General features: G+C 64.4%; 13 protein-coding genes. 2 read left to right on the top strand and 11 right to left on the bottom strand.

The features are described from left to right. Positions 1–7 precede the first annotated feature (7 nt). The 10 genes from IC608_RS07290 to IC608_RS07245 form a co-directional block, all read right to left on the bottom strand. Positions 8–1270 (bottom strand): efflux RND transporter periplasmic adaptor subunit, encoded by a 1263-nt coding sequence (locus IC608_RS07290; protein WP_191774065.1) that lies wholly within the window; start codon positions 1268–1270, stop codon positions 8–10. A gap of 19 nt (positions 1271–1289) precedes the next feature. Beyond that, on the bottom strand, positions 1290–1838 hold the full coding sequence (locus IC608_RS07285; RefSeq protein ID WP_191774064.1) for a PadR family transcriptional regulator: 549 nt from the start codon (positions 1836–1838) through the stop codon (positions 1290–1292). A 128-nt stretch (positions 1839–1966) separates the two neighbouring features. Further along, entirely contained in the window at positions 1967–2779 is an 813-nt protein-coding gene (gene cysQ, locus IC608_RS07280) for a 3'(2'),5'-bisphosphate nucleotidase CysQ (RefSeq protein WP_191774062.1), read from the bottom strand. A gap of 183 nt (positions 2780–2962) precedes the next feature. After that, positions 2963–3748, bottom strand: a complete 786-nt coding sequence (locus IC608_RS07275) for an SDR family oxidoreductase (protein ID WP_191774060.1) — start codon at positions 3746–3748, stop codon at positions 2963–2965. A gap of 65 nt (positions 3749–3813) precedes the next feature. Further along, on the bottom strand, positions 3814–5082 hold the full coding sequence (locus tag IC608_RS07270; protein WP_428054819.1) for an AGE family epimerase/isomerase: 1269 nt from the start codon (positions 5080–5082) through the stop codon (positions 3814–3816). Between the two features lie 110 nt (positions 5083–5192). Beyond that, complete coding sequence (locus tag IC608_RS07265; protein WP_191774056.1) at positions 5193–6140, bottom strand: class 1 fructose-bisphosphatase; 948 nt, start codon at positions 6138–6140, stop codon at positions 5193–5195. A gap of 76 nt (positions 6141–6216) precedes the next feature. Continuing rightward, positions 6217–10908 carry an NAD-glutamate dehydrogenase gene (locus IC608_RS07260; protein WP_191774054.1) on the bottom strand — a complete coding sequence of 1564 codons (4692 nt, stop codon included), beginning with the start codon at positions 10906–10908 and terminating at the stop codon, positions 6217–6219. Positions 10909–11301: 393 nt separating this feature from the next. Beyond that, positions 11302–11580: a DUF6894 family protein gene (locus IC608_RS07255; RefSeq protein ID WP_191774052.1), complete on the bottom strand. Its 279-nt coding sequence runs from the start codon at positions 11578–11580 to the stop codon at positions 11302–11304. 73 nt (positions 11581–11653) lie between these two features. After that, positions 11654–12208, bottom strand: a complete 555-nt coding sequence (locus tag IC608_RS07250; protein WP_248306262.1) for a flavin reductase family protein — start codon at positions 12206–12208, stop codon at positions 11654–11656. Between the two features lie 89 nt (positions 12209–12297). After that, positions 12298–12900, bottom strand: a complete 603-nt coding sequence (locus tag IC608_RS07245; RefSeq protein ID WP_191774050.1) for a superoxide dismutase — start codon at positions 12898–12900, stop codon at positions 12298–12300. Positions 12901–13050: 150 nt separating this feature from the next. On the opposite strand from IC608_RS07245, the gene IC608_RS07240 reads away from it, so the two are divergent. Together IC608_RS07240 and IC608_RS07235 are read left to right on the top strand one after the other, a co-directional pair. Further along, positions 13051–13662, top strand: a complete 612-nt coding sequence (locus tag IC608_RS07240; protein WP_191774048.1) for a helix-turn-helix transcriptional regulator — start codon at positions 13051–13053, stop codon at positions 13660–13662. Beyond that, positions 13649–14134, top strand: coding sequence for a group III truncated hemoglobin (locus tag IC608_RS07235; protein ID WP_191774047.1), 486 nt, complete (start codon positions 13649–13651; stop codon positions 14132–14134). The genes IC608_RS07240 and IC608_RS07235 overlap by 14 nt, the downstream gene beginning before the upstream one ends. Positions 14135–14164: 30 nt before the next feature. Here IC608_RS07235 and IC608_RS07230 read toward each other — a convergent pair whose 3' ends face one another. Next, a complete protein-coding gene (locus tag IC608_RS07230; RefSeq protein WP_191774045.1) occupies positions 14165–14983 on the bottom strand; it encodes an alpha/beta fold hydrolase in 819 nt (272 codons plus the stop codon). Between the last annotated feature and the right edge of the window lie 72 nt (positions 14984–15055).

Raw genomic sequence — 15055 nt, 5'->3', positions numbered from 1 at the left:
GCGGTCCTCAGCTTGCTGCGGTTGCAGTGGTTTCGGTGTCACTGGCCACCACGGCCTGCCCATCGGTGACGCTCTCCTGGCCCACCGTGATGACGCGCGCGACCGGCGGCAGGCCCGTAACCCAAACACCCTCGCGCGTATCGCTAACAATGGTGATCGGATGAAACACGACCTTGTCGTCTTCCACCGTGCGGACGCCCAAGACACCATTGTCATCCAGCGTCAGGACAGACTGTGGCAGCAGTTGTCCGGGTGCCGACCCCAGATTGACCGTCGCCTCGGCCGTCACGCCGTCACGGATGGCAAAATCGGGGTTGGGGATTTCGATTTCGACGGGGAAGGAACGGGTTGCATTGTCAGCGACGGAAGAAATGTAGGTCACCTCGCCCTCTACGGCGTGGCCCGTAACGGTTTTGACTTCTGCCTCAAGTCCAACTTTCGCCAGGCCGATCTGTGCCTCCGGCACCATTCCGGTGAACACCAGCGGATCGAGCTGGACGATGGTCGCGCATGGCGCACCGGCCGCCAGCATCGCACCCGCGGTAGCGACGGGATCCTGCACCAGTCCCGCTACGTTCGCGGTGATGACCGTACGGTCGAGTTCGGCCTTGGCATTGTCGAGTCCGGCCTGCGCCTGGGCAACCGCGGCCCGGGCCTGTGTGAGAGCGACGTCTGCAGCGTTGGCGGTGTTGGCGGCCGCGAGCCCCTTGGCGCGCAAATCACTGTTGGTGCTGGCGTTGAGCTCAGCCTGGGCAAGGGCAGCCTCGGCCTGCGCCACCGCGGCTTCGGCCTGCTTGAGCGCTGCCGCGCGGGTGCCTTGATCGAGGGTGCAAAGCTTGTCGCCGATCGCCACCCGCTGGCCCTTGGTGACATGAACAGCATCCACGGTTCCGGGCGTTTCAGCCACCGCCGACACGGTCGCCCGCGCCTGGGTGCGGCCGCGGAGCGGCACCCGGAGGGGCATGGGCTGTGCGGTGAAGGTCTTCACCCGGACGCTTGGCAGTTCGGCGTTCGCTCCGGAGGTTTCCGCGTTGCGCTGCGCAATCGTCAGCTCGGGGTCGACCTCCGGATGTGGCGGCTCAGCGAGCACGCCGGCTTCCTTGAGCTGGGTAGCAACGGGGCCGTTCTCCTCGCCCTCCAGCACGGAAACAATTGCCTTTTCGCCGTTGCCCGGACCCTGGCCACCGACGACCAAGGTGCCCGTTGCGAGCCATCCCGCTGCCAGGACCAGAATGGCGAACGCCAAACCATACGAAAAAAGTGCACGCATGAAAGAATTTGCCCCTTAATTATTCCGCCGCGTCTTGACGTGGCTCGGCTCGCGCCATTGTGATTAGCTCGTGCATATGGGAGCGCACGTGGCGCTCCGCAACCTCGAAGACCGCACGCCCATAGTCCAGCACCCAGCGGTCCGCTGCGCTGCAGCTTTCATCGCACGCGACTTCGTCGAGCATTTTCCGCTTCTCGACCGCACGCTGCAGAAATTCTTCCACCCGCTGTTCGACCAGCTCCCGCGGCAGGAGATGCACGAAGCGCGCAAACAGCAGGAACGGGCTGCGGAACACGTCCTCGCTCAGCGGTTCGCTCAGCTGTTCGGCAAAAGCCTCACGCCCGGCCTGGCTGATGGAATAGACTTTGCGGGCCGGCTTGCCGTCCTGCTGCTCGGTCCGGCTCGTCACCAGTCCTTCAGCTTCCAGCCGCGCCAAGGCCGGATAGATCGAGCCATAGCTGGCTTCGACGAAGTAGGCGCATTCGCCTTCCGCGCACAAACGCCGGATTTCATATCCGGTGGCGTCGCCTTCATAAAGGACAGAGAGGCACAGGGTCTTGACGTTCATGCGGGGCGCAATCCTTCTGGCATATTCATGCCCGATATATGCTGGGGCTATATATGCCGGAGCAGCATTGCGCAATGCGTACGAGTTCGAATTCGGCGCAGATCAGTTAAGCGCCAGTTGCATGCGGCCTAATCGACGAGGCGGCGCATCTCAGCCGCTGCCTTTCTGGCCAGGTCAAGTGTGGCGGCAGCAACGAAATAGGGGTTGAGAAACCCGGCCCGGTGCTTGCTGTAGCGCATGGGCGCGCCATCCAGCGTCAGCACGACGCCCCCGGCAGCTTCAAGCACGGCCTGTCCGGCAGCGGTATCCCATTCACAAGTTGGGGTAAAGCGCGGGTAAAGCTGCGCATCGCCTTTGGCCAATAGGCAGAACTTGAGGGATGAACCCACCGAGACATCCGCTTCCACATCCAGTGTCTGACAAAGCGCGGCCAGCGCGACGTGGCCATGGCTGCGGCTCGCAACGATCCGAGGCCGCTCCCGTGTATCGACCGAGATGGGCCGTCTGTGGGCGACATGGGTGTTCTTCACGGTTCCCGCCCAGGCCCCATCTGCGTCACCGAAAAAGATCGCGCCCGTGGCGGGCGCCAGGACCACCCCCATCACGGGCCTGCCGTCGTCGATCAGTGCAATATTGACCGTGAACTCGCCATTGCGCTTGATGAATTCCTTGGTGCCGTCCAGCGGATCGACGACGAAGAAGCGCTGGCCGAGCTCGGGGATGATTCCCGCCGATACGCTCTCCTCCCCGAGGATAGGAATGCCGGTGGGGGCCAGGTGCGCGATGATAACCTGTTCGGCCGCCGCATCTGCCTCCGTAACCGGCGAGCCGTCGGCCTTCGCCTCCGCATGGATGGGGCGGGCATAAACGGCCATGATGACCTCTGCGGCCTCAAGGGCGGCAGCGACCATAAGTTGCTGCAAATCTGCCGCGTGGGTCATCGCGGACGACTGCACGGAACCATACGCCAAAGTTCTGTGGGAACCGGCAAGGCGCGGCCCGGAAGACGGACGCTTGCAGAAGTCATCAAAGCTACCGGCGTTTGAGTGCTGTGACCGGTGCTTTACGCTGCTACCCCCGCACTGGCAACGCCCGGCGGGAGCACGCTTTTGTTCGTTGCCGGGCTAGCGAAGCAAACTCTGCCCGCCGTCGATCCAGACCGGTGACCCGGTGATATGCCGGGACGCATCGGATACGAGGAACAGCACGAGGTCAGCCACATCTTCGGCCTTCCCCTTCTTGCCGCCGGTCAGGGGAATGTCGCCTTCCGGAAATTCTACCGGGACCGCCGCCTTTTCACTGTCGCGGTGCTCGGTATTGTCGTTGATCTCGCTCTCGATGGCGCCCGGGCAGATGGCGTTGATGCGTATCTTGTGCTGCCCGAGCTCAAGGGAGAGCTGCTGCACCATCGCCAGTTGCCCCGCCTTCGTCGCGGAATAGGCGGTGCCGCCGGGCGACGTGAAGGTGCGCGTGCCGTTGATCGAACTGATGACCACGATGGCGCCACCGCCTCCATGCTTCAATACCGGCACCGCATGATGGATCGTCAGGTATGTTCCGCGCAGGTTCACGGTGATGGTCTTGTCCCACTCGTCGGGCTCCAACTCATCGATCGGCGCCCACACGCCGTTGATGCCCGCGTTGGCCACCACGATGTCGAGCCGTCCATAGGTCTCGACGGTCTTGGCGATCAGCTGTTTCATGGCCGCGTCGTCGGTGGTGTCGGCCGGAACGGCGAGCGCCTTGCCGCCGGCCGTCTCGATCTCGCGCGCGGTCGCTTCGATTTCCTCGGCGGTACGGCTCATCACCACCACCGCCGCGCCGGCGCGGCCGAGCGCCAGCGCCGCAGCTTTGCCGATGCCCGAACCGGCGCCGGTCACCAGCGCCACCTTGCCATTCAGATCCGTCATTCGCTTGCTCTCCGTGTCTGGACAGGCAACGCGACGGGTAGGAAAAAGTTGTCAGGCTCGGCCCGCTAGCGGTGCGGCCTGTGATCCGCCTCGATGATCGCGTGGGTCAGGCTACCGGTGGCGGGGTAGAGCGGGATGAGGCAGGCCTGCAGGGCGTGATAGATATCGGGCTTGCCCACGAAGAGGCGGGAGGTCGGGGTCAGGTCTTCCTTGAGTTCGCTGAGCCAGCCGCCGCGTGCATGATCGATGACGTGGTTCTCGGCATGGTCCCAGAGCTTGCGGTACCAGACTTGGAAGTAGTCGTCGTGGTCGTAGGCAGAGATGAACGAGGCGGCCCCGATGGCCTCGGCCACCGGCCACCACAGCTTTTCGCGAAGGATGGGCTGGTTGTCCCAGTCGAGCGTGTAGAAGAACCCGCCATGCATTTTGTCCCACCCAAGCTCGATCGAATTGCGGAACAGCTTGCGCGCGGCGTCGGTCATCCAGCCATGCTCCTTCTGGCCCAGCACGAAGAGCTGGTAGAGCAGGCGCGACCATTCCAGCCAATGGCCTGGAGTCGAACCGGACGGGCGGAACATCTCGGAACCTTCGTAACCGTTGTCGAGGCTCCAATCGGCGTGGAAGTGCTCGGCGACCCGGTAGTCCATCTGCACGGCGTGCTTGCGGATGATGAGCTCGGCAATGCGCTGCGCCTTGGCGAGATAGGCTTTGTCGCCCGTTGCCTCGAACGCCGCCATCAGGGCTTCCGTCAGGTGCATGTTGGAATTCTGCCCGCGATACTGCGAAGTTTCGCTCCAGTCGTTGGCGAACTCCTCGCGCACCGCGCCAACTTTTTCGTCCCAGAAGCGACTCTCGATGACCTGCGTCGCATCGGCAATCACCTGGTCGGCCAGCGGGTGGCCGGCCAGCTTGGCGCTCGAGCCGGCCAGCAACACGAAGGCGTGCCCATAGGCCTGCTTGCTGTCGTCCTGGGGACCTTCATCGTTGAGCGACCACAAATAGCCGCCGTTCTTGTGGTCCCGATGCTTCTCCCAGAGATAGCGCATGCCGTGGTCGATGATCTCATCGGAGCCGGGGCGGCCGATCAGGCTGCCGATCACGGCACAATGGATCATCCGCGTCGTGACGTGAATCTGCCGGGTTGCGTTGTCCTCGGCCAGCGGCAGGCCGTCGTCGTCGAGCTCAAAGAACCCGCCCTTGGGGTTGATCGAGGCGGCTTCGAAGAAGTCGAACAGGTCGTTCGCCTGGCGCATCAAGTATTGCCGGTGAAACGGCCGGCTTTGCCACGGTCCGGAATTCGTCTTGGGCAGGTTCCACGTCGTCTCGGTCATCATCGCTCCCCGCCGAAGCACACCCTCGGCTTTCGTTGCCCGCGGTATTAGCCAAACCGCGGCAACGTTGCAATTTATCAGAGCGCTTTAGTCAAAGGCGCGAGCGTGGGCCGTTACTGGCGCTGGTAGAACGCCTCGATCCGCCGGACCTCCTCAAGCGAGCCGAGGATCACCGGGACGCGCTGGTGGATGTCGTTGGGCTCCACATCCAGAATGCGCTGCCGTCCTGTCGTGGATGTGCCCCCAGCGCCTTCCATGAGCCAGGCCATGGGGTTGGCTTCATAAAGCAGGCGCAAACGCCCACCCTTGCTCACCGTCTCGCTATCCAGTGGATACAGGAAAATGCCGCCACGCATGAGGATGCGGTGGATGTCGGCGACCATCGAGCCCACCCAGCGCATGTTGTAGCGCTTGGCCGCACCGCCGGTTTCGCCTGCAACGTTCTCGCGGACATAGGCCCGTGTCGCCGCGTCCCAGAACCGCTCGCGGGCGGCGTTGATGGCGTATTCGCCCGACGCCTCAGGCACTTTTGCGGCGGCGAGCGTCATGACCCACCCGCCGGCCCTGTCGAGTGCAAAAACGGTCGTGTCGCCGGCAATGCGAACTACCAGGCTGGTTGCGGGTCCGTACGCCACATAGCCCGCCGCAACCTGTTCGGTCCCCTTTTGCAAGAGGCCGCCCTCGGTACGCAGCACGGAAAAGATCGTGCCCACGGTGACGTTGACGTCGAGATTGGAGGACCCGTCGAGCGGGTCGGTGGCGACGATGAAGGGTCCATCGGCCGCCAGAGGCCGCGCCTCATCCAGTTCTTCCGAGATCAGGACCGAAACTGCAGAGTTCTGCTGCAAGTGATTCAGAACAATGTCGTTCGAGATAATGTCGAGCGCCTTTTGCGCCTCGCCCTGCACATTGGTCTGGCCTGCCAATCCGGTCTGCCCCGCAATCGGAGCCTGCCGCAATACCGCAGCAATGTCGCGCCCCGCCGCCGCCATTGACTGAATTACCCCTGAAAGCTGGATATCCTGGGTTTGCGTGGCCAGCCATTGGGCGAGATCGGTCATTAGGGGCTCTCCTGTTCCTGGGCCAATCTGCCCGACATGCGCCTCGAGGCAAGGGCGACTTTCGGGTGAGGGGCGCCTATGTCTCCTGTGCGAGGTCTGAGAGGAGGCCTGCGGCCACGCTCAACCGGGAAACAGTGGCGCCGCCCTGCGTCAGTTCCCCCACCGAGCGTATGGTTCGCGCCAGGCTTGACGCATGGTGCGCCTGCCATGCGGCCAGGCGATTGGCAATGGTGCCGTCGCCAGTCGCCAGCACGTCCAGCGTCAGGTCCCGCGCCGCCCGCATCAGATTGGCCAGCGCCCGGTCGAGTGCCATGCGTTCGAACCGGTCCGCGGGAGCCATGGCGCGGCCTTCGTCAACGATCCGGGCGAGATCGAACAAGCCGGCAACGCCGAAATAGGCCTCCGCGCCCGACTCTGTCGCCACGCCAGCCCGGTCGCTGACCAGCACGACGTCGCTTGCCTGCGCCAGAAGCGGTAGTGTGGCAATCCGCTTGGCGAGATCGGCGGGCACGCCCGCAGCGCTGAGCCGCTGCGTGTCCCGGTCCACCGTTTCACGCTGGGCTCCGGGCAGGGCGCTTTCGGCAAGAGCGCTGAGCACCGAGGCACCGCGCCGGTGACGCTCGACAAGCTCGCTCACCCCCCGGTTCACATCAGCATTGCGCAGGAACCAGAGTGTCTCCTGGCGCAGCAGGCCCTGCACCTGCGCGTAGAGCGAAAGCTGGAGGTCCCCTGACACCTGCCCATCAAGGGCGTCAATGGCGGCATTGACGTCTGGAAGGCCAAACACGTCGCGCGTCGCCGCATAGGCCAGTGCAACCTCTCCGGGGCTGGCGCTGGTTGACGCGGTTAGGTCGGACACGAAAGCGGGCCCGCCGCGATTGATCATGGCATTGGCCAACACAGTCGCGATCACTTCGCGCCTCAACCGATGGTGCTCGACTGCTGAACCATAGCGCTGGTGCAGCGTCTCGGGGAAATAGCGGAAAAGCTCGCCGGCCAGATAAGGGTCGTCGATGGCGTCGCTGGCGAGCAGGTCGTCGAACAGCGTGAGCTTGGCATAGGCCAGGACGACAGCCAGTTCCGGCCGCGTCAGCCCGAGCCCCTCCTGCGCCCGCGCGTCCAGCATCGTGTCCGGGGGCAGGAACTCCACCTTTCGGTCGAGCAGCCTTCGGCCTTCGAGGCTTTCGATCAGCATGCGGTGGTTCGGCAGCTCTGAAGCACCGGCGCGCTGCGCCAGGGAAAGGGCAAGCGGCTGGAGGTAGTTGTTGCGCAGGCAAAGTGCCGCTACCTCGTCGGTCATGCTTGCCAGAAGCGCGTTGCGCGCCGCCAGATCGAGCTGCCCCGACGCCACCACTGGCGCCAGCGCGATCTTGATGTTGACCTCGAGGTCCGACGAGTTGACCCCCGCGGAATTGTCGATGGCGTCGGTATTAATCCGGCCGCCGCGCAAGGCGAAAGCCACGCGCCCGCGCTGCGTCACGCCCAGATTAGCCCCTTCGCCCACCACCTTGGCGTGAACGCTGTCTGCGGTCACGCGGATGGCGTCATTGGCCCTGTCGCCCACGGCCGCGTCGTCTTCGTCCGCGGCCTTGATGTAGGTGCCGATGCCACCAAACCACAAAAGATCGGCGCGCGCGCTCAGGATGGCGCGCATCACCTCGGCTGGCGTCGCCGTTTCTCCGCGCAGGTTCAGCAGGTCCCGCATCTGCGGGCTGAGAGGCACCGCCTTGAGCGTGCGCGAAAACACGCCGCCGCCTGCGGAGATCAGGCTCGTGTCATAGTCTTGCCAGCTCGAGCGCGGCAGGGTGAACAGTCGCTCCCGCTCCACAAAGCTGCGCGCCGGATCAGGATCGGGATCAACGAAAATATCTCGGTGGTCAAACGCGGCCACCAACCGGATCTGTCGCGACAAGAGCATGCCGTTGCCGAACACGTCCCCACTCATGTCGCCGACGCCGACCACCGTGAATGGCTGCGTCTGGATGTCTCGATCCAGTTCGCGGAAATGGCGTTTGACCGCCTCCCACGCACCACGGGCCGTGATGCCCATTTCCTTGTGATCGTAGCCGGCTGACCCGCCCGAGGCGAAGGCGTCGCCCAGCCAGAAGTTGCGCGCAATGGCTATGGCGTTGGCGGTGTCAGAAAAGCTCGCCGTGCCTTTGTCGGCAGCCACGACGAGGTAGGGATCGTCGGCATCGTGCCGCACCGTTTGCGACGGTGGGACGACGGCGCCATCCACCAGGTTGTCGGTGATGTCGAGGAGCGCGCCGATGAAAATCTTGTAGCTCTCGGTGCCCTCGGCCATGACCGCGTCCCGCGCCATGCCGGCAACCAGTCGCTTGGGCACGAAGCCGCCCTTGGCGCCCACCGGCACGATCACCGCATTCTTGACCTGCTGCGCCTTCACCAGCCCCAGCACCTCGGTGCGGAAATCTTCCGGTCTGTCCGACCAGCGCAGGCCGCCGCGGGCGATGGCGCCGAACCGAAGGTGCACCCCCTCGACGCGTGGCGAATAGACCGAAATTTCGCGGAAGGGGCGGGGCGCGACCATGCCCTCGACCCGCTGGCTGTCAAACTTGATTGCCAGCGCAGGCCGCCGCCGCCCGGCCTCGTCCCGCTGCCAGGCATTGGTGCGCACCGACGCCTCGATGAGGTTCTGGAAGCGCCGAATGATGGTGTCCTCGTCCAGCGAGGCCACTGTTTCCAGTTGTGCCGCCAGCGACGCCCGGGCCGCTTCTGCGTCCTCGGTTCGGCGGGTTCGCTCCGGATCGTGCCGGGCGTTGAACAGGTCGACCAGTGTCCGGGCGCTCTGCCACTGGGTCACCAGCACTTGCGCGATGTACCGCTGCGAATAGGGCGTGCCCACCTGCCGCAGGTAGCGGGACAGGGCGCGGAGCAGTGCCGCCTCCGTCCAGTCCAGCCCCGCGCGGGTCACGAGAGTGTTGATCTGATCGCTCTCGGCCTCGCCATGCCACACCGCCAGCAGACCTGCCTCGATGGCGTGGCCGCGGGCGCCGACGTCGAGCGCAGCACCGTCCTGCGTCTGCAACACCATGTCGTGGATAAAGCGCTCTACCCCATCGCGCGGCACGAGGGTGAAGGTGCGCTCGTCAATGACACGAAAGCCGAAATGCTCCAGCGCCGGCACGCGGTCGCTGAGCGGAAGGGCGTTACCCTTGCTGTAGAACTTGAGCCCGAGGGCTCCTTCGCCGGCCGGGCGGGTTCGAAGCTTGAGGGCGATATCGCCCTCCTTGAGTTGGCGAAAGGTGGCGATGTCATCGAGCGCGTCAGCGGCGTTGTGCCGGGATTGGTAGGCCGGCGAAAAAGCCTGTCGCCACTCGCTGATCGCGCCCGGCTCAGCCGCCTGGGCCATCAGCATGTCCGAAAAATCGCGCGTGATCGCTTCGACCGCGGCTTCCAGCTCCGCTCGCGTCGGCCGCGGCGTGGCCCCGCCAACCCGCCCAATGATCACGTGGAGGCGGACCAGTTCGCCTTCGGGGAAATGGGGGTAGTAGGCCGAGACGCGCCCCTTATAGACCTCGGCCAGGTAGCGCGTGATCCGGGCACGCACCTCCCCGTCATAGCGGTCGCGCGGGACGAACACGAGAATGGAGACGAAGTTGTCGAACCGGTCGATGCGCGGCAGAACCCGGACCCGGGGCCGGTCATAAAGACCTGCGATCGCGCCGGCGAACTCGGACAGTTGCGCGCCCTCGATCTGGAACAGTTCGTCGCGCGGGTACGTGTCGAGCGCGCCCAGAAGGGTCCGGCCGGCGTGCCCGAGCGGGTCGAGCCCGGATTGCCGCATCACGTCGGCGATCTTGCGCCTGATGATGGGTACCTCTGTGTGGGGCGTGGCCAGCGCCTGCTCTGTGTAAAGGCCCACAAAGCGCATCTCGCCGCGCGCCGACCCGTCGGGGCGATAGAGCTTCACGCCGATATAGTCCATGTGCTGCCGCCGGTGCACACGGGCCCGCACATTGGCCTTGGTGATCAGCAGCGGCTCGCTTCCTTCAAGGAAAGCCACGAGAGCCGGGGTGCTCTCCACATAGTCCGGCCCCGAGCGCAGCACCTTTACGGTTTCATCCCGGAAAATGCCCAAGCCGCTCCCGGCCACGGGCCGAAGCGCTCCGCCGTCCAGTTCGTATTCGCGGGCGCCGAGGAAGGTGAAGTTGTGTTCAGTCAGCCAATCGAGGAAAAGCCGCGCTTCGTCGCGCCGCAGCGCCGCAGCGTGGATGGCCATCGAGGCATGCCGCATCCGGTCGAGCATGGCCTGCCAGTCGCCGACGGCCCAGGAGACGTCTTGCAGCGTGGCGCGGATTTCTCTCGTCACCGCATCGATGTCTGCAACCGGATCGCTATGGATATGCAACACGCTGATGGCGTCGCCGCCCTGGCCGGTCACCGCTCCGCTCGAAACCTGGACCACGGGATGAGCAAAGAGCCGGATCGTTCCGCCTGCGGCCCGCAACGCCGCCAGGACGCTGTCGACGATGAATGGCATGTCGGGCGAAATCACGTCGATGATCAGCGGCTCGCCTGCCTGCTGCGCCGGATGCGGCACGACCCGCGTTTCTCCAACCGGCGTTGACCGCAGTTCCGCGTAGCTCCTGGCAAGAGCATCAAGGAAAGCGTCCGGCGCCTGGCTCGCCAGATCGTCCGGGTCCGAGGCCTTGATGGCCGTCAGGAAGAACCGCCCCAATCCCTCGTCGCCACTTGCTCGCTCCCGCGCCCGCTCGTTCAGCTGCGTCACGCGTGCATCGGCCATCTTCTCTCTCCCAGACTCGCCGGAGCACTCTATCACCGGTGAGCGTTGTGTCTGCCCTGCAGCTTGGAGCCTAAACCCACGTGACGCGATGTCATTTCGCCGCAGCCGGGTGGCGCGGCAAGATTTTTCACCGCGCCGTCTCCAAACCGTCATTTACCGCTTGTTAATCTCTAGTTACTCGGTAGTATTAGAGGTGTTACCTTCCGGAGCCTTCCATGCCCAAGGTCTTCCACCTCGCCTCCTATGCTGCCCTTCTTGCTTCGCTGGTTCTGGTGCTCGCGATCACCATGACGGCAGGCCTCCACTTCTAGCGGTCCATCTCCAAAGCAAGCGGCCGTCATGCCCGAGTGGTGCCGGGCAGGGCGGCCGTTCTGTTTCTGTTGGTAGGGAAGTTCAGTGCAAGCGCGCTGGCTCGACCGGCGTGCCGGACCCGGGGATGATCTTCGGCCCCGCCCAGAACACCACGTAGAGCAGGTCGTGCCCTTCCGCGTCCGTGATCTCGATGGACCGGGGGACGTCCGTTTCACCACCTTCGCCGGCAACCTTGTCCACGATGGCCTTGCCGATCTCGGCGGCGTTGTGTTCGGCAGCGTCGAGGTCGGGAAAGTCCTGCCCATCCTGGTCGAGGATCAGTTCCTCATCGGTGCGGTAGTGAAAGTAATAGCGCGGCACGGCAAACTCCTCGATTGGAACGAACGCGCTGCGTCCACGATGTTTCCATCGGTTCCAAATCGATTTCAGTCTGTCACTCCTGATGCTGCGCGTCGAGCCCGCCAAGAGCGCGATAGTGGTGGCGCTGCCAGAGGAGCGGAGAGCGATCGGTGCTGGTTTCCGCTTCAACGATTGCGCCGACGAACAGCACGTGGGTCCCCGTCTCGAGAGATCCGATCACCTCGCAATCGAGCCTGGAAACAGCGCCGTGGAGCAGCGGTTGTCCGGAGGGCCACTCTCCCCACTGCCCCTCTTCAAATCTGAGTTCCGGAGCGACGCTACCGGCGAATGCGTCGGCGATGGGCGCTTGCGTATCGGCCAGCATGGCAAGCGAAAAGCCGCGCGTCTTGACGATGAGATCGGCGAGCCGGCTCATCATGTCGATGGAGACGAGGATGGCCGGCGGTTGGGCAGAAAGCGAGATGACCGACGTCGCGGTTCGTCCAACCCTTTCCGTCCCGCGCCGTGCCGTCACCACATGAACGCTGGCCGCCAGCCCCGACATCGCCGCGCGGAATTCCGCATCGCCCACCGGCGGTCGGTGGCTGGGGCGCAGCGCTAGGCGCTCGGGCATGTCGAAATCAGGCATCAAGTGGTTCATCGCGTATCGGTGGTGCGGAGGCAGTCGATTTGCGGGCCAGAACCGGGCGGACACCTCCGCCCGGCGAGCCAGTTCAATTAGCCCAGATTGGCTTCGGCGAACTCGTAGTTGGCGAGCTTGTCGAGGAAGTTGGTCACGTAATCGGGACGGCGATTGCGGTAGTCCACATAGTAGGCGTGCTCCCAGACGTCGAGGCCGAGCAGGGGTTTGCCCTCGCCAGTTGCCAGCGGATTGGAGCCGTTCGGCGTCTTGGTGGTCTTGAGCTTGCCATCGGAGCCCAGGATCAGCCAGGCCCAGCCGGAGCCGAACTGCGTGGTGGCAGCGGTCTTGAACGCGTCCTTGAAGGCATCGACGGAGCCGAAATCTTCAACGATCTTGCTTTCCAGCCGGCCCGGCAGCGCGCCGCCCTTGGGCGACAGGGCCTGCCAGAAGTGGATGTGGTTCCAGTGTTGCCCCGCATTGTTGAACACCGGAGCCATGTCCGGCTTGCCATTGACCAGGGTAATGATTTCTTCGAGCGACTTGCCCTGCAGTTCCGGGTTCTTCTCTACAAAGCCGTTGAGGGCGGTGACATAGGCCTGGTGATGCTTGTCGTGGTGCAGTTCCAGCGTTTCCTGGCTCATGCCACGTTCGGCAAGTGCGTTGGCGGAATAGGGCAGGGCGGGCAGGGAGAAGGTCATTTCGTCGCTCCGGTTTGCAGTGGCTTGCGTTGACCCGTCATAGCGGGTAATTCCCAAGTCATGGCTTTGAAAACCCATTCCCCGGACAAGTCAAGTCGGCGCCTGGATAACAGCGCGTGGTCGCCGCGCAATCCGGCTGAGCGGATCCTCATGCATCTCAAGATGCACGGGGGCCTTTCAGCGAGCGCGCTGGGACAGAAGCTGGGGATCAGCGGCGAGGCCGTGCGCCAGCAGCTGGCGCGGCTGGCCGACGAAGGATTGGTTTCACCGACCAGCGTTCCCGGCGGTGTCGGTCGCCCAACCCAGCTCTGGAGCCTGACGCAGCTGGCGCAGGCCCGCTTCCCTGACACCCATGCCGCCTTGACGGTGCAGATCCTCGACATCATGCGAAGCCAGCTCGGCGAGGCGGCGCTCGACGCCGTCATTTCGGTGCGCGAGGCCGAAACCAGCCATGCCTATCAGACAGCACTGGCAACGCGGCGCGGCCTGCGGGATCGGGTGGCAGCACTGGCCGATCTACGGACACGCGAAGGATATATGGCCGATTGGAGCGAGCAGGACGACGGCACGCTGCTTCTGGTAGAAAATCACTGTCCGATCTGCGCTGCCGCCACGGCCTGCCAGGGGTTCTGTCGCGCCGAGCTTGAAGTCTTCCGGGCGGTCCTTGGGCCGGGTGCCGAAATCGAGCGCCTCGAACACATTGTCAGCGGTGGCCGGCGCTGTTCCTACTCCATAAGGCCCGTACAGCATGAGCCAGCCTGATCGCCCCATCGGCACGCAACTTCACAGGGTGGGTTGGAATGTGCCCGAAGGTCTGGACGAGGCCCTGATCAGACGGGTCGTCGATGCCTTCTACGCCCGGGCGCGCCGCGATGATGTCATTGGCCCAGTGTTCAATCGCATCATCCCCGATCCCGAATGGCCCGCGCACCTGGCCAAGATCGCCGACTTCTGGAGCTCTATGCTGCTCGGCACCGGGCGCTACCAGGGGCGGCCAATGCCCAAGCACATGGCCATCCCGGAACTGTCCGACGCTCATTTCATGCGCTGGCTACGGCTGTTCCGCGAAACGGTGGAGGAACTGTGTCCACCCGACGTGGCTGAAGTCTTCATCGAGCGCTCCGAGCGCATCGGCAATTCCTTCCGCATGAACATCTGCATGCGGCGCGGTGAGGACATCACTTCCATGGCCCCCCTCAAGCGTGAGCCACCGGCCAGATGGCAGCCCGATTGAAATCTACCTCTAGCGAGGTCATTCGAACGGTCACGCGACGGCTCTCGGCGTATCGCCATGGCCGCGCAGGAACTCGAGCACCGCCGCGTTGAACAGTTGCGGCCGCTGGACGGGCGCGAAGTGGCTTACGCCCTCGAGCATCACGTAGCGGCCGTTCGGGACGGTTCGGGCGATATAGCGGGCGTGATCGGGACGGATGAACTCGTCGTTCTCGGCCTGCGCGACCGTTACCGGCACGGCGATCTCTTGGAGGTCTTCCGCAATGTAATTGGGCTGCGTGCTCTGCATCACCTGCAGGGCTTTGCTCATGGCTTCGAACCCGGCTGGGATGGGGGAGAGAGCGGCATAGTCCTTCTGGTGCCGTTCGAGGCAGCGCCCGATGGTCTCCGTCATTTCAAACGGCCAAGCCCCGCTCGCATCCACGTTGCACGCGAAAAAGAACACGCCCCGCACCCGAGCGGGTTCCAGCCGCGCCATTTCGAGGCCCGTGCACGCGCCATCGCTCCAGCCCACGACGGCCGCGGTTTCGACGCCGATACGGTCAAGGATCGCCAACACGTCGCCGGCATACTGACGGTAGGAAAAGGGCGTTCCATCCCAGCCACTTCGCCCCTGACCGCGACTGTCCATCACCACCACGCGAAACCCGGCCTCAAGCAAGGCCGGTACCTGGTGACCGAAATTGTTGGCATTGCCCAAGCCGCCATGCAGCAGGACAACCACCGGCCCGGCGCCATAATCAGCGAACCAAACGGGGACGCCGTCGCGGTCGATGGTCTGCCCACCGGGCGGCAGGGCAGGCGGGCCGCTGGCCGCAAAATCGAATAGCTCGTCGTCCTCGAACGTCATGGCTCGTCCTCCATTGCCAACACGACGAACGAGCGGGGCAAGCTTCGACACGGACCACGTTTCCGGCCGACG

It is taken from the genome of Devosia oryzisoli (genome assembly GCF_014837245.1).
In the GTDB taxonomy this organism is placed as follows: Bacteria; Pseudomonadota; Alphaproteobacteria; order Rhizobiales; family Devosiaceae; genus Devosia; species Devosia oryzisoli.
This window is presented reverse-complemented; position numbering and strand designations above follow the sequence as displayed.